The organism is Sinorhizobium alkalisoli (assembly GCF_008932245.1).
Lineage (GTDB): Bacteria > Pseudomonadota > Alphaproteobacteria > Rhizobiales > Rhizobiaceae > Sinorhizobium > Sinorhizobium alkalisoli.
Map to the genome: position 1 here is coordinate 2423734 of NZ_CP034909.1, position 23567 is coordinate 2447300.

The following is a 23567-nucleotide window of genomic DNA, read 5'->3' on the forward strand; positions in this document are numbered from 1 at the left end:
CGTGAAGAAGGAAAGCGCGTGACATCGCCGCGAATTGCGGTCAGCACAGGCGCTTGACGACTTTTCTTTAACCCACAAGTTCCCAATTCACGCGGGGTTCTTGACGCCAGACGACACCGGAATTGCATCCTGCGGTTCCGGCGAGAGCGTTTGGCGCCCCGAAAGGTATACGCATTGTCCACTTTTGAAGCGCTCGGTCTTTCCGAGCATATTCTGGCAACACTCTCGGCCAACGGTTTCGAAAAACCGACGCCCATCCAGGCGCAGGCCATTCCGATGGTATTGAAGGGCCATGACCTCATCGGCCTTGCGCAGACCGGTACCGGCAAGACCGCTGCTTTCGGCCTGCCGATGATCGAAAAGCTGGTTGCCGATGGCAAGCGCCCGGATCCGCGCAACATCCGCGCTCTCGTGCTTGCTCCCACTCGCGAACTCGTCAACCAGATCGCCGCCAATCTGAAGCTCTTCGTCAAGAAGAGCCCGCTCAAGATCGGCGTCGTCGTCGGTGGCGTCTCGATCAACAAGCAGACCGAACAGCTCGCCCGCGGCGTCGACATTCTCGTCGCCACCCCCGGCCGCCTGCTCGACCTCGTTGCTCGCAAGGCGGTGACGTTGACGCAGGCTCGCTATCTCGTCCTCGATGAGGCCGACCAGATGCTCGACCTCGGCTTCATTCACGACCTGCGCAAGATTTCCAAGCTGGTTCCGAAGAACCGTCAGACGCTGCTTTTCTCCGCAACGATGCCGAAACTGATTGCCGAGCTCGCCGGCGAGTATCTGACCGATCCGGTCAAGGTCGCGGTCACGCCTCCGGGCAAGGCCGCAGACAAGGTCGAGCAATATGTCCATTTCGTTCCGGGCAAGGACCTGAAGACGCAGATCCTCAAGCAGACGCTGACCGCCAACCCGGATGGCCTGTCGCTGATTTTCAGCCGCACCAAGCATGGGGCCGAGAAGCTGATGAAGCATCTCGACCATGTCGGTTTCAAGGCCGCCTCGATCCATGGCAATAAGAGCCAGGGCCAGCGCGAGCGGGCGCTCAAGGCTTTCCGCGATGGCGAAATCCGCGTGCTCGTCGCGACCGATGTCGCCGCCCGCGGCATCGACATTCCGGGCGTCACCCATGTCTACAACTATGATCTGCCCGAAGTGCCGGATGCCTATGTGCACCGCATCGGCCGCACGGCCCGCAATGGCCGTGAGGGCATCGCGATCGCCTTCTGCGCCCCCGACGAAATCCGCCTGCTTCGCGACATCGAGAAGCTGATGGGCATCGAGATCGCCGTCGCCAGCGGCGAGGCGCCGGCCGATCAGGCTCGCCCGTCGAAGGGACGCGGCGGACGCGGCAATGGTCAGCACCGCGGCAATGGCCAGAACCGCGGCAATGGCGGTGGTCCGCGGCAGGACAAGGCACCACGCCGGAATCGCCCGGCGCGCGAGGCGGCAGTCGGCTTTGCCGGCGACGAGCTCCTCCTCGAAGATCGCCCGCAGAAGCACGAGCGGCGCGACCAGCGTGCGGCGGGTCATGGGCATCATGACGGCCGTTCGGAAGGCAACCGCAACCACGAGGCCAAAAAGCACCATCACGGTCGCCCGGGACCGCAAGACGGCCGCCGCGGCGTGAGCGACGGCAATCGCCGCCAGGACATGCGCCGTGCCGGCAAGGGCGGCCGTTCAGCCTAGCGCATTGGCCCGAAAAAGCAGAAACCCGGCCGCAGAAGCACGTCCACGGCCGGGATTCACCCGTCTCTCTCTATCGCCTCACACAGCGGCAGCCTTACCGGTCTGCCCCTCGGAACGTGCCTCGCTTTCGCTCTTGCGATTGGTGAGATAGACGCCGGTCACTGCAATGACCGTACCAACGATCATCGGCCAGGTGAGCGCTTCGCCCAGGAGGAGTGCCGCCTCAACGGCCGCAAGCGGCGGCACCAGATAGATCAGCGATGCGGCGCGAGAGACCTGACCGCGGCGAATGAGATAGAGCAGGAGGGCGATCGCTCCCATCGACAGGCCGAGGACCGACCAGGCGAGCGCGGCGACAAGTTCGACGCTCCAGGTCACGCGCATATCCTCGAGCGTCAGGGCCATGGGCACGGTGACGATCAGGGCGCCGGCATATTGCAGCGTCGCGATCGCCCGGATGTCGCCGGTCTGCAGGTGCCGCTTTTGGTAAAGCGTGCCATAGGTCACCGCACCCATTCCGAGCACATTCACCGCCACCGGAAATAGACTGATATCGGCGTCGATCGCCAGCACCTTCGGCAGCACCGCAAGCGCAATGCCGGAGAAGCCGAGCGCGAGCCCAAGTCTCTGCACCCGGGTAATATTTTCGCCGATCAGGTAAGGCGCCGCGACCGCGGTCATCAGGGGCTGGAGGCCGGCGATGATGCCGGAGATGCCTGCGGGCACGCCCTCGCCGATCGCCCACCATATCGCACCCAGATAGAGGCCATGGAGAAACATGCCGGAGATCACCGCATGGCCGATTGTCTTCCCCGAGCGCGGCCAACGCGCGCCGGTCGCGGCACAGAAGCCGATGAAGAGCAGGATGGCGATGCTGTAGCGCAGCGCCAGGAAGGTCAGCGGTTCGGCGAAAAAGGCCGCATATTTCGCAACCACCCAACCCGTGGACCAGAGCAGCACGAAGAGGGCCGGAGCCAGGCGGGCAAGCAACATCGGTGTTTTCCCGAAGCAAGGCGGATCATGGAGGCCCGCATGAGCCTCATGCCTGCAGCGCCTGCGCGTCTTATTCAGACGCGCAAACCTCGCTGCAGCACTCTATTGCTGCATGCGGTAGAGCGCTCGCCTCGCCCGGTCAAAGCAATTTTTCTGATGGCTGCAATCAGCGAATCGGAATTATCAGGCGCAGCGGGGAATGGGCTCGATTGATTCGAGGGCAAATCCTCGGGGCCGCTCGACTAGATTGATGAATATTGAGGCATTTGCCCTGTCGGCGACCGCCTGTTGAAATCAGCAGCCGCACGCAGTGGGTGTTGCAGCGGCGGCGGGCACGGCGGCGTCAGCAAAACGCTTTCAATTTGCCCGGCGTCTGCCCGAAATTTCTTCGCGGGCGGACGTGCACGCTTCTTGCATTGCGTCATACGATGTACTCAAATGGTCGCAAAATAAGGGGACCACGCCTTTGGCATTTGACGAAATGATGAATGCGGATACAAGTCCGCGCCAGCCATATTCGACCTATCATGAATGGTATGCCAGCCAGGACCGAAACCGGCTCATAGCGAAATCGAAGGAAGCCGAAAATATCTTCCGTAAGACGGGCATCACCTTTGCGGTCTACGGACATGCGGATTCCTCCGAGAAGCTCATTCCCTTCGATCTCATTCCCCGCATCATTTCCGGCCGCGAATGGCGCAGGCTCGCCCAGGGCATCGAGCAGCGCGTGATCGCGCTCAATGCCTTCCTGGACGACATCTACCACAAGCAGGAGATCATCCGCGCCGGCCGCATTCCGCGCGAGTTGATCGAGAAGAACGATGCCTTCCTGCCGCAGATGATCGGCTTCCGCCCGCCGGGCGGCGTCTATACCCATATCGTCGGCACCGACATCGTGCGCACCGGCGAGGATCAGTTTTACGTGCTGGAAGACAATGCGCGTACGCCGTCTGGGGTCAGCTACATGCTGGAAAACCGGGAAACCATGATGCAGATGTTCCCGGAGCTCTTCCACCAGAACCGCGTGCGGCCGGTGGAAAACTATCCCTATCTGCTGCGCCAGAGCCTGGCCTCGCTCGCCCCGCCCGGCTGCACCGGCAAACCGCGTGTCGCCGTCCTGACCCCCGGCATCTACAACTCCGCCTTCTACGAGCACGCCTTCCTCGCCGACATGATGGGCGTCGAGCTGGTCGAGGGCTCGGATCTCCGCGTTATCGACGGCAAGGTGAAGATGCGCACGACCCGCGGCTACGAGGCCATCGACGTGCTCTATCGCCGTGTCGACGACGATTTCCTCGACCCCCTCACGTTCCGCCCGGATTCCGCACTCGGCGTTCCCGGCATCATGGACGTCTATCGTGCCGGCAACATCACCATTGCCAATGCGCCCGGCACCGGGATTTCCGACGACAAGGCGATCTATTCCTACATGCCGGAGATCGTCGAGTTCTATACCGGCCGCAAGCCTCTGCTCGAAAACGTGCCGACCTGGCGCTGTTCCGAACCACCGAGCCTCAAATATGTGCTCGAACATCTGGAGGAACTCGTCATCAAGGAAGTGCACGGCTCCGGCGGCTACGGCATGCTCGTCGGACCGACGGCGACGAAAAGGGAGCGCGCCGCCTTTGCGGAGAAGCTGAAGGAGCGCCCCGGCAACTATATCGCGCAGCCGACATTATCGCTCTCGACCGTGCCGATCCTCGTCAACAAGGGCATTGCGCCCCGGCATGTGGACTTGCGTCCTTACGTCCTCGTCTCCGACAAGGTGCAGATCATTCCCGGCGGCCTGACGCGCGTCGCGCTGAAGGAGGGCTCTCTGGTGGTGAATTCCAGCCAGGGCGGCGGCACCAAGGATACCTGGGTACTGGAGGACTGAGGCCATGTTGGGAAGAACTGCGAACGGTCTCTATTGGATGTTCCGCTATATCGAGCGCGCCGAAAACGGCGCCCGGCTGATCGATGCGGGCCTGCGCATGTCGCTGACGCGCAGCGAAGCGACGGAGGACGATTGGGACGGCGTGCTGCAGAGCGCCGGCGTGCGCGAGCTTTACGACCAGGTGCACGACAGGCTGACGAGCAGCGACGCCATCGACTTCCTCTTGCGCGATCGCGCCAACCCGTCGAGCGTCATGTCCTGCATCGAGGCGGGCCGCCACAATGCCCGCATGGTCCGCACGGCTCTGACCCGCGAGACCTGGGAAGCAACCAACGAATGCTGGATCGCGATGAAGGAGAGCCTCACCAGAAAGGTGCGGCCCGCAGAAATGCCCGAGGTCATCGATGCCATCAAGCGGCGCACCGGCCTCATTCGCGGCGCCTTCCACGGCACGATGCTCCGAAACGAGATTTTCAACTTCTCCCGCATCGGCACCTTCATCGAGAGGGCGGACAACACCGCCCGCATTCTCGACGTGAAATATTATGTGCTGCTCCCGGCTGTCGCCGCTGTCGGGTCATCGATGGACAACGTGCAGTGGGAATCGATCCTGCGCTCGGTTTCCGCGCATCGCGCCTATGGCTGGGTCTATGACGCGGAACTCAAGCCGGCGAATATCGCGGACTTCCTGATTTCCAACGGCCGCATGCCGCGATCGCTCGCCTATTGCTATGAGAAGATCGTCAGCAATCTCGGCTATCTCGCGCGCGAGTATGGCGAGAAGCATGCCGCCCACGAGACAGCGGAACAAACTCTTCAATCGCTACGCAGCCGCTCCATCGACGACATCATGGACCAGGGGCTGCACGAATATCTGGAAGAGTTCATCAGCCACAACAACCGTGTGGGACAGGAAATCACCGACGGATACCGGTTCTACAATTAGAAGAGATTAGAGCGGGATGCGGGCGGAAAACCGCGCACAGTTTTCCTCATCCCGCTCCAGACTCGGGAGAAGGGCATGCGCTTGAAAATCAGCCACAGGACCGAGTATCACTATGACGAGCCGGTGTCCTATGCCCTGCAGCGTCTGCGCCTGACGCCGACGAACCAGCCCGGCCAGACGGTTCTCAACTGGCGGACGCTGGTCGAGGGCGCCGTCGTCGAAGTCGCCTATGATGACCATTTCGGTAACCGGACGCATCTCGTCAGCGTCGACGCCAATCGAACGAGCTTTAGCGTCGAGGCAAGCGGCGAGGTCGACACCGACGACAAGGCTGGTGTCCTCGGCGCACACCAATCCTGCGTGCCGCTGTGGCTCTACCTACGCGAAACGCCGCTCAGCAAGCCCGGCAAGCGCGTTCGTGATCTGGCGAAGTCGGCCACGGGCGAGACGGATCTCGACCGCATGCACGCGCTCATGGCGATAATCCACGAGAGCGTCGAATACAGGCCAGGCGAGACCCACGTCGAGACCAGTGCCGAAGAGGCGCTGGAGCGCGGCAAGGGCGTGTGCCAGGATCACGCCCACATTCTCATCTCCGCGGCCCGCATCCTTGGGCTGCCCGCTCGTTACGTCTCCGGCTATCTGATGGTGGATGGGCATCCCGAACAGACCGCGAGCCATGCCTGGGCCGACGTCCACCTGACCGGCCTCGGCTGGGTCGGCTTCGACGCCGCCAACAAGATCTGCCCGGACGACCGCTATGTCCGCGTGGCCTCCGGCCTCTGCTACCCGGACGCCGCCCCGGTCTCCGGTCTCGTCCACGGCGCCGTCAACGAGACGCTGAAGGTGGCCGTGACGGTCGAGCGGCAAGGGCAGACGCAAAGCCAGAGCCAAGGCGGTCAGAGCCAGACGCAGAGCCAGTGAGGCTAAAGTCGGCCCCTCATCCGCCTGCCGGCGCCTTCTCCCCGCAGGCGGGAGAAGGTAGATGTGGCGCCGCCTCGATCCATCTTCACGATCGCGGCTATTCAAGGGAAGGCGCAGGGTGGCGAAGCGACGCGGCGGGCAACCGCCCTCGCCTCACCCCACCTCAATGGCTGTCGCGATCCATCGGGATGCGATCACCGCGTGCGCCGACGAGGAAATCGAGGTCGGCGCCGGTGTCGGCCTGCATGACGGTCTTGATGTAGAGGCCGCCATAGCCGCCGACAAGCGGCTTGACCGGCGAGATCCAGGCTTCGCGGCGGCGGGCCAACTCCTCGTCCGAGACATGGATGTGCAGCTTGCGGTTCGGGATATCGACCTCGATTAGGTCGCCGTTCTCGACCAGCGCCAGCGGCCCGCCTTCGGCGGCTTCCGGTGCCGTGTGGAGGATGACGGTGCCGTAGGCGGTTCCCGACATGCGCGCGTCCGAAATGCGGATCATGTCGGTGATGCCCTTCTTCAGGACCTTCGGCGGCAGGCCCATGTTGCCGACCTCGGCCATGCCCGGATAACCCTTCGGTCCGCAATATTTCAGCACCATGATCGAGTTTTCGTCGATGTCGAGATCGTCGCGGTTGATGCGGGCGTGATAGTCCTCGATGCTCTCGAAGACGACTGCGGGGCCCTTGTGCTGCATCAGGTGCGGCGATGCCGCCGACGGCTTCAGCACGGCGCCGCGCGGCGCCAGATTGCCGCGCAGGACGGCGATGCCGCCGGACGCGGTGAGCGCCTTCTCCTGCGGCAGGATCACGTCCTCGTTGTAGTTGACGACGCCCTTCACGTCGTTCCAGATCGTGTCGCCGCTGACGGTGATGGCGTCGTTGTGCAGGAGTCCCATCTCGGCGACCGCCTTGATCACCACCGGCAGACCGCCGGCATAATAGAACTCCTCCATCAGATATTTTCCGGAGGGCTGCAGGTTGACGATCGTCGGCACGTCGCGGCCGAGCCGGTCCCAATCGTCGAGCGAAAGATCGACGCCGATGCGGCCCGCAAGCGCCAGCAGGTGTAGCACGGCATTGGTCGAGCCGCCGACGGCGCCGTTGACGCGGATGGCGTTTTCGAAGGCCTGTTTCGTCAGGATGTCGGAGGGCTTCAGATCCTCCTTGACCATCTCGACGATACGGCGGCCGGTGAGCTGCGAGATCACCCGGCGGCGCGCATCGACAGCGGGAATGGCGGCATTGCCGGAAAGCGTCATGCCCAGCGCTTCGGCCATCGAGGCCATGGTCGAAGCGGTGCCCATGGTCATGCAGCTACCGGCCGATCGGGCCATGCCCTGCTCGGCATCCATGAACTCCTCCAGCGTCATCTCGCCGGATTTGACCATTTCCGAGAACTGCCAGACCGCCGTGCCCGAGCCGACATCCTTGCCTCGCCACTTGCCGTTGAGCATCGGACCGCCCGAGACGACGATCGCCGGGATATCGACGCTGGCTGCCCCCATCAGAAGGCTGGGCGTGGTCTTGTCGCAACCGCCGAGCAGCACGACGCCGTCGACCGGATTGCCGCGGATCGCCTCCTCGACATCCATCGCCGCGAGATTGCGGAACATCATCGCCGTCGGGCGAAGCGTGCTCTCGCCGGTCGAAAAGACCGGGAACTCCACCGGGAAGCCGCCTGCCTCGTAGACCCCGCGCTTCACGCGTTCAGCAAGATCGCGCAAATGCGCGTTGCAGGGGGTGAGCTCGGACCAGGTGTTACAGATGCCGATGATCGGCCGCCCGTCGAAGGTGTCGGCGGGGAGTCCCTGGTTCTTCATCCAGGAGCGATGCATGATGGCGTTCTTGCCCGTACCGCCGAACCAATCCTGCGATCGCAGCTTGCGCGGCCACTCAGCTTTCTTCTTCATCTCTTCTTCCTTCAGGCCCGGGGACGGGCGGAACGGGCTGGCCCGCTGTATTTCCCCTAATCGACATGATGTCGGGAACATGCAGCAATTCAAAGGGCTACACGTCTGACGAGACGTGCGGCGCTGTGGGCCGGGATGCGGAATTCCACCCGCATCCCGGCCCGGTCGATCAGGCCAGGGTGTAGGCTGTCTTGACGGTTGTGTAGAATTCGGCGGCGTATTTGCCCTGTTCGCGCGGGCCGTAGGAGGAGCCCTTGCGACCGCCGAAGGGGACGTGGAAATCGACGCCCGCCGTCGGCAGGTTGACCATCACCATGCCGGCTTCGGCATTGCGCTTGAAATGCGTCGCATGCTTGAGGCTCGTCGTGGCGATGCCGGAGGAGAGCCCGAAGGGCGTGTCGTTGGCGATAGCGAGCGCCTCGTCATAGTCCTTGACGCGGATAACCGCGGCGACCGGTCCGAAGATCTCCTCGCGAGAGATGCGCATGGCGTTGGTCGCCTCGGTGAACAGCGCCGGCTGCAGGTAGAAGCCGGGCGTATCGCGCGTGATCAGCTCGCCGCCGAAGGCGAGCTGCGCCCCCTCCTGCTTGCCGATGGCGATATAGTCGGTGTCCTGGTTCAGCTGGCCCTGATCGACCACCGGGCCGATATGGGTGCCGGCCTTCAGCGCGTCGTCGACGACGAGGCCCCGCATGCGCTCACCCATCGCCGCGACGAACCTGTCGTGGATGCCCTCGGTGACGATGATCCGCGACGAGGCCGTGCAGCGTTGGCCGGTCGAGAAGAAGGCGGAGTTGACCGCCGCTTCGACCGCCACCGACAGATCGGCATCGTCGAGCACGACGAACGGATTCTTGCCGCCCATCTCCAGCTGGAACTTGCGATTGTGCTCGACCGAGGCCATCGCCACGCGTTTGCCGGTGCCGACCGAGCCGGTGAAGGTGATCGCATGGACGTCCGCGCTGTCGAGCATCGCCTGGCCGACGACCGAGCCCTTGCCCATCACGAGGTTCAGGACGCCTTTCGGCAGGCCGGCGCGGTGCAGGATGTCGACGATCGCCCAGGAGCAGCCCGGCACCAGCTCCGCCGGCTTGAAGACGACGGTGTTGCCGTAGCAAAGCGCCGGCGCGATCTTCCAGGCCGGAATGGCGATCGGGAAATTCCAGGGCGTGATGATGCCGACGACGCCGACCGGTTCACGGGTGATCTCGACGCCGATGTTCGGGCGCACCGACGGGACGACCTCGCCGGCCAGGCGCAGGCACTCGCCGGCGAAGAAGTCGAAGATCTGGCCGGCGCGCACCGTCTCGCCGATGCCTTCGGCAAGCGTCTTGCCCTCCTCCCGCGACAAGAGCCGCCCAAGCTCGTCCTTGCGCGCCATGATCTCGTCGGCGGTCTTCTTGAGGATTGCGTGGCGCTCAAGGATGCCGGAGCGCGACCAGGCCGGAAAGGCCGCCTTCGCCGCGGCGATCGCGGCTTTCGCATCCTCGGCGCTTGCCCGGGCATATTCGCCGACGACGTCGTTGGTATTCGACGGATTGATGTTGGCAACGCCGTCGCCGCCGACCCATTCGCCGGCAATCAGGTTCTGGTGAAGTGTCATGGCTTCAGCCTCCTTGTCTTGTCGCAAGCGGCCGCCCGTCGCGGCCAGCCAGTCGTTTTACATATCAGAGCTGGTGGATTGCGATTTCTTCTTCCTCGGAGATCGCCAGCGGATTACGCAGCGCCAGACCGAAGCCTGCGGCCTCGATCTCGAAAACATCGCCCGCCTCCGTGCGGATGCCGTCGCCGAAGGACAGCGTTGCAGTGCCGAACATGTGCACATGCACGTCGCCGGGCACTCGGAAGAGCTCATACTTGAAGTGGTGGTATTCCAGATTGGCGAAGCTGTGGGACATGTTCGCCTCTCCGGAAAGGAAAGGCTTCTCCCACAGGACCTTGCCGCCGCGCAAGATTCGCGAGGTACCGCGAATGTCATCGGGCGCGGCGCCGACGCGGATCTCCGGACCGAAGCTCGCCTGCCTGAGCTTCGAATGTGCCAGCCACAGATAGTTGACCCGCTCTGTCTTGTGGTCGGAAAACTCGTTGGCGACGGCAAAGCCGAGCCGATAGGGCACGCCCTTGTCGGAAATGACATAGATCCCCGCCATTTCCGGCTCTTCGCCGCCGTCCTCCGCAAAGAAGGGCGACGTCAGCGGCTGGCCGGGCGCGACCGCGGCGCTGCCGTTGCCCTTGTAGAACCATTCCGGCTGGACGCCCTTTTCGCCAGGCTTCGGCTTGCCCCCTTCGAGCCCCATGCGGAACATCTTCATCGAATCGGTCAGCGTCTCTTCCGCCGCCTCGGTCGTCTTCTTGTGCATGGCGTCGCGCGTCGCGGCGGAGCCGAGATGCGTCAGGCCGGTTCCGGTCAGGTGCAGATGCGCCGGATCGGGATGGGTGATCGGCGGCAGCATCCGCCCCTCGGCATAGGCCTTTTCGAGATCGACGGCTTCGGCCAGCCCCTTGGCATCGACGACGTCCTTCAGGCTCTTGCCCCCGTTCGCCGCCTCCATGGCGAGCGCATAGACGCTTTCTGCGCCCTTGACGACGCGCGCCGCTTCGCCGGGCACCCGCACCGCGACCGCGACCGATCCGTCTTGCATTCTGATCTGAGAAATCAGCACGTTCCTGTCCTTCCTGACTTGGATCCGGGCGATGTGCCTTCACGGCGAAGGCAACGCGCCGCCTTCGGGGCGGCCCCGTGACCGCCCGGCTCCGGCAGCCTGGGCTGCCATTTCATCTGCGAGGTAAGGCGGCCGACCGGCGAACCGGTCAGCCCTTGCCCTTGTTCTTGTTGTAGACGTCGAAGAACACGGCTGCGAGCAGCACGAGGCCCTTGATGAGCTGCTGGTAGTCGATGCCGATGCCCATGATCGACATGCCGTTGTTCATCACGCCCATGATGAAGGCGCCGATCACCGCACCGGTGATCTTGCCGACGCCGCCCGATGCCGACGCTCCGCCGATGAAGCAGGCCGCGATCACGTCGAGCTCGAAGCCGACGCCGGCTTTCGGGGTCGCCGAGTTCAACCGCGCCGTGATGATCATCCCGGCCAGTGCCGCGAGCACACCCATGTTCACGAAGGCATAGAAGGTCAGCCTCTCGGTGTTGATGCCGGAGAGCTTCGCCGCCTTTTCATTGCCGCCCATCGCATAGACCCGGCGACCGACGGTCGAGCGCGTCGTGATGAAAGTGTAGAGAGCGATCAGGACACCCATGACGACGAGAACATTGGGCAGGCCGCGATAGGTCGCGAGCTGGAAGCCGATGAACAGCGCGACGACGGCGATCACCGCCATCTGCGTGGCGAAGAAGATGAAGGGCTCGTTGTCGGTGCCGTGCTGCTCGTTGATCCGACGGTCGCGCAGGCCCGCATAGATCGCATAGCCGACGAGCAGCAGCACCGCCACGAGCGCCACCATGTTCTTGATGACATCCGGGCTCGGGTTCAGGAAATAGAGGAAATCCGGAACGAAACCCGTCGAAAGAATCTGGAATTCCTTCGGGAACGGGCCGATCGGACGGCCGCCGAGCACCACATAGGTGAGGCCGCGGAAGACCAGCATGCCCGCCAGCGTCACGATGAAGGCCGGGATCTTCTGATAGGCAACCCAATATCCCTGGGCCGCCCCCATGATGCCGCCGACGACGAGACAGGCGGGAATGACGACGAAAGCCGGCAGTCCCCATTTGACCAGCATGATGGCCGAGGCGGCACCGATGAAGGCGACGATCGAGCCGACCGAGAGGTCGATATGGCCCGCCACGATGATCAGCAGCATGCCGAGCGCCATGATGACGATGAACGAGTTCTGCAGCACCAGGTTGGTGATGTTGACCGGCTTGAAGAGAACGCCGTTGGTCACGAACTGGAAGAACAGCATGATGATCACGAGCGCGACCAGCAGGCCGTATTCGCGGATGTTGTTCTTGAGGTAGTCCCCGATCGACGGTTTGGTGGTGTGGGTGCTCGTATCGGCGACCATTAGTGTTTCTCCCCTGAACGCATGATGGCACGCATGATGGTTTCCTGGCTGGCTTCTTCCTTGGAAAGCTCGGCCACGATGCGTCCCTCGTTCATGACATAGATGCGATCGCAAGTTCCGAGCAGCTCTGGCATTTCCGACGAGATCATCAGAATGCCTTTGCCCTCGGCCGCGAGTTGGTTGATGATGGTGTAGATTTCATATTTCGCGCCGATGTCGATGCCGCGCGTCGGCTCGTCGAGGATGAGGACCTCCGGATTGGTGAACAGCCACTTCGACAGCACGACCTTCTGCTGGTTGCCGCCCGACAGGTTCACCGCCTCCTGATAGATCGAGTGCGAACGGATGCGGAGCTTGGAACGATAATCGGACGCGACCTTCGCCTCCCTGCGCTCGTCGATGACGCCGTTTGCGGAAACCGCGCCGAGGTTCGAGAGCGTGGTGTTGTGCATGATGTTGTTGATCAGCACGAGACCGAGTTGCTTTCGGTCTTCCGTCACATAGGCAAGCCCCGCCTTGATCGCCCGCGGGATGGTGCTCACATCCACGGGCTGGCCGCGCATGGTCACCTCGCCGGTGATCTTGTGGCCCCAGGAGCGGCCGAAAATGCTCATCGCCGTTTCGGTGCGTCCGGCTCCCATCAGCCCCGCAATGCCGACGACCTCGCCGGCGCGGACCTTGAAGCTGACGTCGTGCAGGAACTGCCGGTCACGGTGCTGCTGGTGGAAGACGTTCCAGTTCTTCACCTCGAGCAGCGTATCGCCGATTTTCGGCTCGCGCGGCGGATAGCGATCCTCGAGCGCGCGCCCGACCATCCCCTTGATGATCCGATCCTCGCTGACGTCTTCCTTGTGACAGTCGAGCGTTTCCACGGTGCCGCCATCGCGCAGGATGGTGATCTGGTCCGCGACCTTCTTGATCTCGTTCAGCTTATGCGAAATGATGATCGAGGTCATGCCCTGGTTGCGGAACTCCATGAGGAGCTTCAGGAGCGCGTCCGAGTCGTTTTCGTTGAGCGATGCGGTGGGCTCGTCGAGGATCAGAAGCCTGACCTTTTTGGAGAGCGCCTTGGCGATCTCCACCAGTTGCTGCTTGCCGACGCCGATATCGGTGATGAGCGTCGCCGGCGACTCGTTCAGCCCGACCTTCTTCAAGAGCTCCTGCGTCCGCGCGAAAGTCTGCGGCCAGTGAATGACGCCCTTGTTGGCGACTTCGTTGCCGAGGAAAATGTTCTCGGCGATCGAAAGCAGCGGCACCAGCGCCAGTTCCTGGTGGATGATGATGATGCCGAGTTCTTCACTGTCGGCGATCGTGCTGAAGCGGCGGACTTCGCCGTCGTAGTGGATTTCGCCCTCATAGGTGCCGGCGGGATAGACGCCGCTCAGGACCTTCATCAAGGTCGACTTGCCGGCGCCATTCTCCCCGACGAGGGCATGAATTTCGCCTTCGCGGACCTTGAACGAGACATTGTCCAGCGCCTTGACGCCGGGAAACGTCTTCGTGATGCCCCGCATTTCGAGAATGATATTGTCCATAATCAGCCATTCCAGCGGCAGTCTCTCGCGAGAGACTACAGGCTTCCTCCCGCTGCGCCAATTCCGGATTCACCACCCGGCGAACGTGCAGCAGTTCAAAGTTTTGGAGCGACCGACGTGCATCCGCTAGAGGCCGGTCGGCTCAGACAAAAGGGGCCCGCGGTCACCGCGGACCCCTTCGACTGGATCAGTTGTCGATCTGCTCTTCGGTGTAGTAGCCGGAGCCGACGAGGATTTCCTTGGCGTTCGTCTTGTCGACCGAAACAGGCTTCAAGAGGTAGGACGGAACGACCTTGACACCGTTTTCATAGGTCTTGGTGTCGTTCACTTCCGGCTCCTTGCCGTCCATGATTGCGTTGACCATGTTCACCGTGACCTTGGCGAGTTCGCGGGTGTCCTTGAACACCGTCGAATACTGCTCGCCGGCGAGGATCGACTTGACCGACGGCAGTTCGGCGTCCTGGCCGGTGACGATCGGCATCGGCAGGTCGCCGGAACCGTAGCCGACACCCTTCAGGGCCGAGATGATGCCGATGGAGAGACCGTCATAGGGCGAAAGAACGCCATCGACCTTGGCATCCGTGTAGGTGGAGGACAGCAGGTTTTCCATGCGGGACTGGGCGACGGAACCGTCCCAGCGCAGCGTGCCGACCTGGTCCATGCCCATCTGGCCGGACTTGACGACGATCTTGCCGCTGTCGATCAGCGGCTGCAGGACCGACATCGCGCCGTCATAGAAGAAGAAGGCGTTGTTGTCGTCCGGAGAGCCGCCGAAGAGTTCGATGTTTTTCGGTTCGGTGGCTTCGTCGAGCTTCAGCCCTTCGACGAGCGAGGTTGCCTGCAGCACGCCGACCTGGAAGTTGTCGAAGGTGGCGTAATAGTCGACATTGCCCGAATCGCGGATGAGCCGGTCGTAAGCGATGACCTTGACGCCCGAATCGGCAGCCTTCTGCAGGATGTCGGAGAGCGTGGTGCCGTCGATGGCGGCGATGACGAGAACCTTCGCACCCTTCGTCACCATGTTTTCGATCTGCGACAGCTGGTTCGGAATATCGTCGTCGGCAAATTGCAGATCCGGCGTGTAGCCGGCTTCCTTGAACAGCTTCTCCATGGTTTCGCCGTCGGAGATCCAGCGGGTGGACGTCTTCGTCGGCATGGAGACGCCGACCATGCCCTTGTCCTGGGCGAATGCCGGCGCAGCGAAAGACGCGACGGTCACGGCCGCGGCTGCGAGAAGCGAAGTAACAAATTTCATCAGATCTCTCCCTGAGTGTTGAAGCGGCGGGCCAGAGCCCCCCGCCTATGCACAGCGAACCCGCCTGCCGAGACTCCGGTCTCCGGCGGCGTTTCAAGATGAAGGAAGCCCTCCCCTCTTACATACTCCCGCATGCGCTGTCGCACAGGCTGCGAAACTGGAATCAATTGCCATAACTGTCAAATACAATATCGCTTTGCATGCATACCAAAATTGGTATACCACTAACAAAGAGTGTGATTTTTGAATCTCTTGATAAACGAGTTCGAAAGAATGGTCCCCGACAGCACGATTGCACCCGCGGGCGAACCGCTCGATGCCGGCCTTTTCCGGTCGGGATTGAAGATCAATCACCTGCGCCTCGTGCTGGCGCTCGACGACCATCGCCGCATCAGCGCCGCCGCCGAATCGCTCGGCATTTCGCAACCGGCCGCCTCGCGCATGCTCGCGGAAATCGAAGCCATCGTAAAGGCGCCGATCTGCGCGCGCGTCGCCCGCGGCGTCGAACTCACCCGCTACGGCGAGGCGCTTGCCCGGCGGGCCCGCACCATCTTTCTTGAATTACGCGAGGCCGCCCGCGAAATCAATGAATTGAAAAGCGGCAGCGGCGGGTCGGTTTCGCTCGGCTCCGTTACCGGCCCGGCGCTCGCTCTTGCCGTCCCTGCGATCCGCCAGGTTTCCACCGCCTATCCCGGCATCGAGATCAACGTGCAGATCGACAACAGCAATGTGCTGACGCGGGAATTGCTCGCCGCCCGCCACGATTTCGTCATCGGCCGCATTCCGGACGACCTAAATCCGCGCCTGTTTAACGTCGTCGAGGTCGGCTTCGAGGAGGTCTGTCTGATCGTACGGGAAGGTCATCCGCTGATCGGGAAAGCCTCGGTGAGCGCCGACGACCTGCCGGGTTACGACTGGGTGTTCCAGCCGCCGGGCACGCTCCTGCGCCGCGCCGTCGAAGACAGCTTCCTCTCCGCAGGCGTCCGGCTGCCCGCGACCGTCATCAACACCTCCTCCATCATCCTGACGCTGTCGATCGTGCGCAATACCAACGCCATTGCCCCGGTCGCGCTCGACGTCGCCCGGCTGGTGGCCGGCAACGGCACCCAGGCCGGCGAGATCCGCATCCTCAAGACCGAGTTCCCGGTCCGCATCAAACCCTACGGCTTGATCACCGCCGAGGGCCGGGCGCTTCCCCCGAGCGCCAAGCTGCTCTACGACCTGATCCTGAAGCAAAGCCGCATGTGATCAGGCCCGCATAACCTTCGCCCGGCAGGATGGCCCGATGGTCGAAAAGGGATTTGCGGAGGCTTCATGTTCGGCATGTCGGTGTTCCAGTCGGTGGTCGAGCGCCTCAAGGCCGAGCGAGACATGGAAGGGGACGGGGACGCAGCCGGCGACGTCCAGGCGTGGCGTTCGCCGATCGATCGATCACCCGCCTTCGTCATGGCGACGCCCGCCTGCGCCACGCCAGCCCTCAACGCCGTCGCCCGGGCCTATCGAGAGCTGGCACCCGCCGAGAGGACGGAGCCGCCGGTCATGCCCGCCCATCTGAAGCGCACGAGCCTCGCCGATGTCGCCGAAGAGCTGGCGATCGCGGAAGACGAAACCACCCTGACGCTTGCGGCCAAGCGCAGGCACTTTGCCGCGGCGAACCATCCGGACAGGCTGACGGCAGAATTCCGGGCGAATGCGACCGTTCGCATGAAACTCGCCAACATGCTGATCGACGAAGCGACGAGACGGCTTGTCCGGCCTTGAACGGTTGATTCGATCCGCGCTACCCCCATCACTTCGGCTCGTCAGGCGCACCCGCCTCTTTTTCCTCCGGCTCCTTCGGCCGGTAGAAGACGAGGAGAGCAGAACCGGCATAGGCGGTGACGACGAGAAAGATCGTCGCCCACATCATCTGCCCGCCATAGAACTCGACGCCCGTCCACACCGCGCAGAGGCCGACGATCAGCAGCCGGATCCACAAGGGCCGATAGAAAGGGTGGTCCGGATCGATGAATTTGATCATGCTCATGCCTCTGAAGTTAACGGCCAACAGACATTTCCTTAGCCCGTAACCGAGCCTGGGTAAAATCCTGTCGCAGCCGTAGCCCGCCATCTTGACGTCACTCGGACAAAATGGAATAAACGTTCTGAAAATTTGGCGGATGGCCATTTCGTTCCGATATGCGCAAAGATGTGCAGGCGGAGTCAGGGTGAAGGGCATGGGAGAGGAACCGGGGCGGGAAGCGCCACTATATTTCCCCCATTGATCTGCTATTCGCGGGGCCGGTCGTCCCGTGACGCCTTTGCGCGATGAGCGGCATATCATCGCGCCCCAACCCGGTTGCGGACCGGAATTCGAGAGAAACGAAGATGACAGTAAGATTTGGTCTTCTGGGCGCCGGACGTATCGGCAAGGTTCACGCGAAAGCCGTCAGCGGCAATCCGGACGCCGTTCTCGTCGCCGTCGCCGATGCCTTCCCGGCCGCCGCCGAGGCGATTGCCAAGGCCTATGGCTGCGAGGTCCGCACCATCGAGGCGATCGAGGCGGCCGGCGATATCGACGCCGTCGTCATCTGCACGCCGACGGACACGCATGCCGATCTGATCGAGCGCTTCGCCCGCGCCGGCAAGGCGATCTTCTGCGAGAAGCCGATCGATCTCGACGTCGACCGCGTCAAGGCCTGCATGAAGGTGGTTTCCGAGACCGGCGCGAAACTGATGGTCGGCTTCAACCGCCGCTTCGACCCGCATTTCATGGCCGTGCGCAAGGCGATCGACGAGGGCAGGATCGGCGACGTCGAGATGGTGACGATCACGTCGCGCGATCCGGGCGCCCCGCCGGTCGACTATATCAAGCGCTCCGGCGGCATCTTCCGCGACATGACCATCCATGACTTCGACATGGCGCGCTTCCTGCTCGGCGAGGAGCCCGTTTCGGTGACGGCAACAGCCGCCGTCCTCGTCGACGAGGCGATCGGCGAAGCAGGCGACTACGACAGCGTCTCCGTCATCCTGCAGACGGCGTCCGGCAAGCAGGCGATCATCTCCAACTCGCGCCGCGCCACCTACGGCTACGACCAGCGCATCGAGGTGCACGGTTCGAAGGGTGCCGTTTCGGCCGAGAACCAGCGCCCCGTCTCCATCGAAATCGCCAATGGCGAAGGCTATACGCGCCCGCCGCTGCATGATTTCTTCATGACCCGCTATACCGAGGCCTACGCCAACGAGATCGAGAGCTTCATCGCCGCGATCGAAAAGGGCGCGGAAATCAGCCCCTCCGGCAAGGACGGCCTCGCCGCCCTGGCGCTCGCCGATGCGGCCGTGAAGTCGGTCGCCGAAAAGCGCCAGATCAGCCTCGACTGACGCAGATCGTAAACCTGATCGAGACGGCCGGGCGCGATGCCCGGCCTTTTCCTGTCCGGCAGCGCGTCACGCGGCCTGCTGCCCGGCCGCCGCGATGTCGCCGTCGACCGCGGTGAGAGCACGGTTCAGATGCCCGTCGAAGGCAAGCTGCTGCTCATCGGTGGCGACGGCGATTTCCGGCATGCCCTGCAGCCGCACCTGCAGCGATTGCTGCAGCCCCTCCTCCACGCCTTTCTGAAGCAGATCGAAATAGCGCAAGCCCGGACCGGTGACGAAGATCGGCATCGGCTCGTAAAGGCTGATGAGCCGGGAAATGCCGATGCCGAGCGCAAGACCCGCCTGACGGAAGGCATAGCCGGCCATGCGCTGGCCCTGGCGCGCGCCGGCAGCGATCTTGTCCATCTCCACGAGCGGCACGAATTTCGCGGGTATCGTGTCGGACGGCACCTCGAAGGCGGTGCGCAGGATGCCGTAGAAGCCCGCCGCCGCCTCGATGCAGCCATGGGCGCCGCAGCGACAGAGCCCGGCCGTGGCCGCATGCAGCATATGACCGAAATTCGGTGCGGAGACGTCGAACTCGCCTGAGCGGCTCCGTCTCGCCAATCCCAGGCCGATGCTGTGGCCGAGCGAGATGGCGGCCAGCGCTCTCGGCGCTCCACCCTTGTTCTCCGCCTGCACCGCAAGCGCCTGGGCGACGAGCAGGGTCTCGTTGCTGAGCATGATCCGCCCGCGCCACCCGTCGCCGAGCAGGTCCGCGAAATCGAGTTCCTCATTGCCGAAGACCGGCGACCAGATGAGCCGCGCTCCATCGGCGGCGACAAGCCCCTTGCTGCTGATGGACACGGCCAGCACCTGCGCCTTGGCGATCCCGGAGCGCGCCAGCAGGCGCTCGAGCGCCGCCGCAAAACGGCGCCCGAAGGCGGCCGCACCGGCATGATCCTCGCCGCGCGCCTCGTCGAAACGGTCGAGCAGCACGCCGCCATAATCGGCGAGGGAATATTGCACGAGATCGGAGGAAATCCGCACGACGATCACGTAGCCGCAGTCGCGTTTCGGCGCGAAGAGCACGCGCGGCCGGCCCCTGCCCCCCTGGACGTGATGCTCGCTCTTGGCGATCGCGCCGATGCGCTCCAGTTCGGCGGTGATCGCGGAAACCGTCGCCGAGGCAAGGCCGGTCTGCTCGGCGATTTCCGTGTGGGCGAGCGCGCCCCTGCGGCGGAGCGCCGAAAGCACGAGGGCCGAGTTCTGCTGACGCACCAGTTCGGTGCTGGACTTGGTCAGCATTCCTCGCCCCCGCCGGTAGCGCCCGCTTGAAACACATACTCCTCCAAAGCAGCGGCGACCGCCTGAACAAGAACCCCATGCCCGGGAGACATGCAGTTTCGAAGTCCTGAAGTGCCCTTGTTGACAGCCTTTCAAAACTCTGACATTTATTTTCTCGACTGTCGAGAAAAAAGGCCTGCCAGTCGTGGCAGCGATCTTCGAGACAGCATCAAACGGCTCGTCGGGTGCGCGCGGGAGGGTTCGTGCGCATCAACTCAAAGCCATTGGGAGGTAAATAATGAAATCCGTTTTGAAGCTGATGGCGGGTGCCGCCATCATCGCATCCATGCATTCCGCAGCGCTCGCCAAGGACCTCGTCATCGGCGTCTCCTGGTCGAACTTCCAGGAAGAGCGCTGGAAAACCGACGAGGCCGCAATCAAGGCCGCGCTTGAAGCCTCCGGCGACAAGTATATCTCGGCCGACGCGCAGTCCTCCGCCGCCAAGCAGCTGACCGACATCGAGTCGCTGATCGCCCAGGGCGCCAATGCGCTGATTGTGCTGGCGCAGGACTCCGACGCGATTGCGCCGGCGATCGAAAAGGCGACCGCTGAGGGCATCCCGGTCGTCGGCTATGACCGCCTGATCGAAAACCCGGACGCCTTCTACATCACCTTCGACAACAAGGAAGTGGGCCGCATGCAGGCGCGCGAGGTGTTCAAGGTGAAGCCGGAAGGCAATTACGTCTTCATCAAGGGCTCCTCCTCCGATCCGAACGCCGATTTCCTCTTCGCCGGCCAGATGGAAGTGCTGCAGGAAGCGGTTGACGCCGGCAAGATCAAGAATGTCGGCGAAGCCTATACCGATGGCTGGAAGCCGGAAAACGCCCAGAAGAACATGGAACAGTTCTTGACCGCCAACGACAACAAGGTCGATGCGGTCGTCGCCTCCAATGACGGCACCGCCGGCGGCGCGATCGCGGCGCTTTCCGCCCAGGGTCTTGCCGGCTCCGTTCCGGTCTCCGGCCAGGACGGCGACCACGCCGCGCTCAACCGTGTCGCCCTCGGCACGCAGACGGTCTCCGTCTGGAAGGATGCCCGCGAACTCGGCAAGAAGGCGGCCGAGATCGCCGCAACACTCGCCGGCGGCAAGACCATGGACGAGATCGAAGGCGTACAGACCTTCAACGGCGGTCCGAAGGGCGTCGAGATGAAGTCGGTCTTCCTGGCGCCGATGCCGATCACCAAGGACAATCTGAACGTCGTCATCGACGCCGGCTGGATTTCCAAGGACGCCGCCTGCCAGGGCGTTCCTGGCGGCTCGGTTGCAGCCTGCAACTGACGGCCCTTGCATTGACCTCATCGACGCCGCAACGGCAGACCGTTGCGGCGTTTGCTTACAGCGCCGCGCGTCTTATCAGACGCGCAAAGGTAGCTGCAGCACTTTGAGTTGCTGCATGTCTTTCTCCTTAAATCGAGGACGATTTAAGGAGACATGCAGTGAGGTCCGATCGCTCTTGTCTTGCGGGTGCTAAGATGGCGACGCCCAAGGGCGACCCGCGTGAAAGCAGAACAAGTGGGGGACGGCGGCCATGGCCGACACGACGAATACCGCACATTTCAATCGCGCCCGCAGCGCCACCGAAAGCCCGGTGAAGCGCTTCTTCCGCGCCACCGAAATCGACACCCGCCTGCTCGGCATGGTCGGCGCGATGCTGATCATCTGGCTCGGCTTCGACATGCTCTCCGGCGGCCTCTTCCTGACGCCGCGCAACCTCTGGAACCTTTCCGTCCAGACCGCCTCGATCGCCGTGATGGCGACCGGCATGGTGCTCGTCATCGTCACGCGCAACATCGATCTTTCGGTCGGCTCCATCCTCGGCTTCGTCGGCATGATCATGGGCGTGCTGCAGGCGGAACTCCTGCCGCAGCTCCTCGGCTTCAATCATCCTGCCACCTGGGTCATCACGCTTCTGGCCGGCCTCGCCCTCGGTGCGTCGATCGGCGCGCTGCACGGCATGATCATCGCCTTTCTGAACGTGCCGTCCTTCATCGTCACGCTCGGCGGCCTGCTCGTCTGGCGCGGCGCCACCTGGTTCGTCACCAGCGGCCGCACCGTCGCGCCGATGGACGCGACCTTCCGCCTGATGGGCGGCGGCACCGCCGGCTCGATTGGCGCGACCGCGAGCTGGATCGTCGGCGTCATCGCCTGCGTGGCGATCGTCGCCAGCATCCTGCACTCGCGCCGGCAGCGCAAACGCTTCGGCTTCCCGCTCCGCCCGGTCTGGGCCGAGTATTTCCTCTCCGTGGTCGGCTGTGCCCTCGTGCTCGGCGCGGTGGCGATCGTCAACAGCTACCCCTGGCCGGTCAACATCGCACGCCGCTACGCGGAGGCAAACAGCATCGCCTGGCCCGATGGCGGCCTCTTCATCGCCCACGGCATCGCCGTTCCGGTGCTGATCGCGATCGTCATCGGCATAATCATGACCTTCATCTCGACGCGCCTGCGCTTCGGCCGCTACGTCTTCGCGATCGGCGGCAATCCGGAGGCGGCCGAACTCGCCGGCATCAAGACCCGCTGGGTCACCGTCCGCATCTTCGCGCTGATGGGCATGCTCTGCGCCGTCGCCGCCGCGATATCGACGGCCCGTCTCAACGCCGCCACCAATGCGCAAGGCGAGCTCGACGAGCTCTACACGATCGCCGCGGCCGTCATCGGCGGCACCTCGCTTGCCGGCGGCATGGGCACGATCGCCGGCGCCATGCTCGGTGCGCTCGTCATGCAGTCGCTGCAGTCGGGCATGGTGCTGGTCGGCATCGACAGCCCGCTGCAGCGCATCGTCGTCGGCGTCGTGCTCGTCACCGCCGTCTGGCTCGACACCGTTTACCGCGCCCGCGCCAAGTAAGGAGTTCGAACATGACCGAACAACGCACTCCGCTCGTGGAAATGAAGAACATTTCCATCTCCTTCGGCGGCATCCATGCGGTGGACAACGCCTCCGTCGATCTCTACCCCGGCGAGGTCGTGGCCCTTCTCGGCCACAACGGCGCCGGCAAATCGACGCTGATCAAGATCCTTTCGGGCGCCTACCGGCGCGATGCCGGGGAGATCCTGATCAATGGCGAGCCGGCCGAGATCAGCAATCCGCGCGACGCCAAGAAATACGGCATCGAGACGATCTACCAGACGCTCGCCGTCGCCGACAATGTCGACGCCGCCGCCAACCTCTATCTCGGCCGCGAACTGCGCACCCCCTGGGGCACGCTCGACGACGTGGCGATGGAGGCGAAGGCCCGCGAGGTGATGGGGCGATTGAACCCCAACTTCCAGCGCTTCAAGGAGCCGGTGAAGGCGCTTTCCGGCGGCCAGCGGCAATCAGTGGCAATCGCCCGCGCCATCCTCTTCGACGCCCGCATCCTGATCATGGACGAGCCGACGGCGGCGCTCGGCCCCCAGGAGACGGCGCAGGTCGGCGAGCTCATCAAGCAATTGAAGCGCGAGGGCATCGGCATCTTCCTGATCAGCCACGACATCCACGACGTCTTCGACCTCGCCGACCGCGTCTCGGTGATGAAAAACGGCCAGGTCGTCGGCCACGCCCGCACCGAGGACGTGACCAAGGACGAAGTGCTCGGCATGATCATCATGGGCAAGGTGCCGCCCAAGGCCATCCCCGGCCCCGGCGCGATGCAGATGGCCTGAGCCGCCTCGCCTCCCAATGCCGCATCCCTCGAGGATGCGGCATTTTCCTTGGGGTGATACCTCGCCGCGAGCGATGCATGGGGAACACAGGCCGGCA

At 63.4% G+C, this 23567-nt stretch carries 19 protein-coding genes; 10 read left to right on the plus strand and 9 right to left on the minus strand.

The genetic code is table 11. The features are described 5' to 3' along the window. The first annotated feature begins 174 nt into the window (after positions 1–174). Positions 175–1683 (plus strand): DEAD/DEAH box helicase, encoded by a 1509-nt coding sequence (locus EKH55_RS11800; RefSeq protein WP_069458087.1) that lies wholly within the window; start codon positions 175–177, stop codon positions 1681–1683. 78 nt (positions 1684–1761) lie between these two features. Here the strand turns inward: EKH55_RS11800 and EKH55_RS11805 are convergent, their stop codons facing one another. Further along, positions 1762–2673 (minus strand): DMT family transporter, encoded by a 912-nt coding sequence (locus EKH55_RS11805; protein WP_192803779.1) that lies wholly within the window; start codon positions 2671–2673, stop codon positions 1762–1764. 484 nt (positions 2674–3157) lie between these two features. On the opposite strand from EKH55_RS11805, the gene EKH55_RS11810 reads away from it, so the two are divergent. The 3 genes from EKH55_RS11810 to EKH55_RS11820 all read left to right on the plus strand — a co-directional run bounded on the left by EKH55_RS11810 (position 3158) and on the right by EKH55_RS11820 (position 6422). Continuing rightward, on the plus strand, positions 3158–4552 hold the full coding sequence (locus tag EKH55_RS11810; protein ID WP_069458089.1) for a circularly permuted type 2 ATP-grasp protein: 1395 nt from the start codon (positions 3158–3160) through the stop codon (positions 4550–4552). A gap of 4 nt (positions 4553–4556) precedes the next feature. After that, the gene (locus EKH55_RS11815; protein WP_069458090.1) at positions 4557–5498 is read left to right on the plus strand and encodes an alpha-E domain-containing protein; all 942 of its coding nucleotides are present in this window, start codon (positions 4557–4559) and stop codon (positions 5496–5498) included. A gap of 75 nt (positions 5499–5573) precedes the next feature. Further along, on the plus strand, positions 5574–6422 hold the full coding sequence (locus tag EKH55_RS11820) for a transglutaminase family protein (protein WP_069458091.1): 849 nt from the start codon (positions 5574–5576) through the stop codon (positions 6420–6422). 163 nt (positions 6423–6585) lie between these two features. On the opposite strand, the gene araD is transcribed toward EKH55_RS11820, so the two are convergent. The 6 genes from araD to chvE form a co-directional block, all read right to left on the minus strand. Next, complete coding sequence (araD, locus tag EKH55_RS11825; RefSeq protein WP_069458092.1) at positions 6586–8331, minus strand: L-arabinonate dehydratase; 1746 nt, start codon at positions 8329–8331, stop codon at positions 6586–6588. A 169-nt stretch (positions 8332–8500) separates the two neighbouring features. Then, a complete protein-coding gene (locus EKH55_RS11830) occupies positions 8501–9934 on the minus strand; it encodes an aldehyde dehydrogenase family protein (RefSeq protein WP_069458093.1) in 1434 nt (477 codons plus the stop codon). Positions 9935–9998: 64 nt separating this feature from the next. After that, entirely contained in the window at positions 9999–10994 is a 996-nt protein-coding gene (gene araD1, locus EKH55_RS11835; RefSeq protein ID WP_069458094.1) for an AraD1 family protein, read from the minus strand. Positions 10995–11142: 148 nt separating this feature from the next. Then, entirely contained in the window at positions 11143–12357 is a 1215-nt protein-coding gene (gene mmsB / locus EKH55_RS11840) for a multiple monosaccharide ABC transporter permease (protein ID WP_069458095.1), read from the minus strand. Then, positions 12357–13892, minus strand: coding sequence for a multiple monosaccharide ABC transporter ATP-binding protein (mmsA, locus tag EKH55_RS11845; protein WP_069458096.1), 1536 nt, complete (start codon positions 13890–13892; stop codon positions 12357–12359). Before mmsA ends, mmsB begins: the two co-directional genes overlap by 1 nt. A gap of 187 nt (positions 13893–14079) precedes the next feature. Beyond that, a complete protein-coding gene (chvE, locus tag EKH55_RS11850) occupies positions 14080–15147 on the minus strand; it encodes a multiple monosaccharide ABC transporter substrate-binding protein (RefSeq protein WP_069458097.1) in 1068 nt (355 codons plus the stop codon). A gap of 273 nt (positions 15148–15420) precedes the next feature. Here chvE and EKH55_RS11855 point away from each other — a divergent pair, with 273 nt between their 5' ends. Then, the gene (locus EKH55_RS11855; protein WP_069458098.1) at positions 15421–16395 is read left to right on the plus strand and encodes a LysR family transcriptional regulator; all 975 of its coding nucleotides are present in this window, start codon (positions 15421–15423) and stop codon (positions 16393–16395) included. Positions 16396–16461: 66 nt separating this feature from the next. Continuing rightward, complete coding sequence (locus EKH55_RS11860; protein ID WP_151611563.1) at positions 16462–16908, plus strand: hypothetical protein; 447 nt, start codon at positions 16462–16464, stop codon at positions 16906–16908. A gap of 28 nt (positions 16909–16936) precedes the next feature. Here EKH55_RS11860 and EKH55_RS11865 read toward each other — a convergent pair whose 3' ends face one another. Then, positions 16937–17167, minus strand: a complete 231-nt coding sequence (locus tag EKH55_RS11865) for a hypothetical protein (RefSeq protein ID WP_069458211.1) — start codon at positions 17165–17167, stop codon at positions 16937–16939. A gap of 347 nt (positions 17168–17514) precedes the next feature. Here EKH55_RS11865 and iolG point away from each other — a divergent pair, with 347 nt between their 5' ends. Continuing rightward, complete coding sequence (gene iolG / locus EKH55_RS11870) at positions 17515–18507, plus strand: inositol 2-dehydrogenase (RefSeq protein ID WP_069458100.1); 993 nt, start codon at positions 17515–17517, stop codon at positions 18505–18507. 66 nt (positions 18508–18573) lie between these two features. Here the strand turns inward: iolG and EKH55_RS11875 are convergent, their stop codons facing one another. Then, positions 18574–19791, minus strand: a complete 1218-nt coding sequence (locus EKH55_RS11875; protein WP_069458101.1) for an ROK family transcriptional regulator — start codon at positions 19789–19791, stop codon at positions 18574–18576. 277 nt (positions 19792–20068) lie between these two features. Here EKH55_RS11875 and xylF point away from each other — a divergent pair, with 277 nt between their 5' ends. The 3 genes from xylF to EKH55_RS11895 all read left to right on the plus strand — a co-directional run bounded on the left by xylF (position 20069) and on the right by EKH55_RS11895 (position 23470). Then, a complete protein-coding gene (gene xylF / locus EKH55_RS11880) occupies positions 20069–21109 on the plus strand; it encodes a D-xylose ABC transporter substrate-binding protein (RefSeq protein ID WP_069458102.1) in 1041 nt (346 codons plus the stop codon). Positions 21110–21359: 250 nt separating this feature from the next. After that, positions 21360–22673 carry a sugar ABC transporter permease gene (locus EKH55_RS11890; protein WP_069458103.1) on the plus strand — a complete coding sequence of 438 codons (1314 nt, stop codon included), beginning with the start codon at positions 21360–21362 and terminating at the stop codon, positions 22671–22673. Positions 22674–22684: 11 nt separating this feature from the next. Next, positions 22685–23470 carry an ATP-binding cassette domain-containing protein gene (locus EKH55_RS11895; protein WP_034856632.1) on the plus strand — a complete coding sequence of 262 codons (786 nt, stop codon included), beginning with the start codon at positions 22685–22687 and terminating at the stop codon, positions 23468–23470. Positions 23471–23567 lie beyond the last annotated feature (97 nt).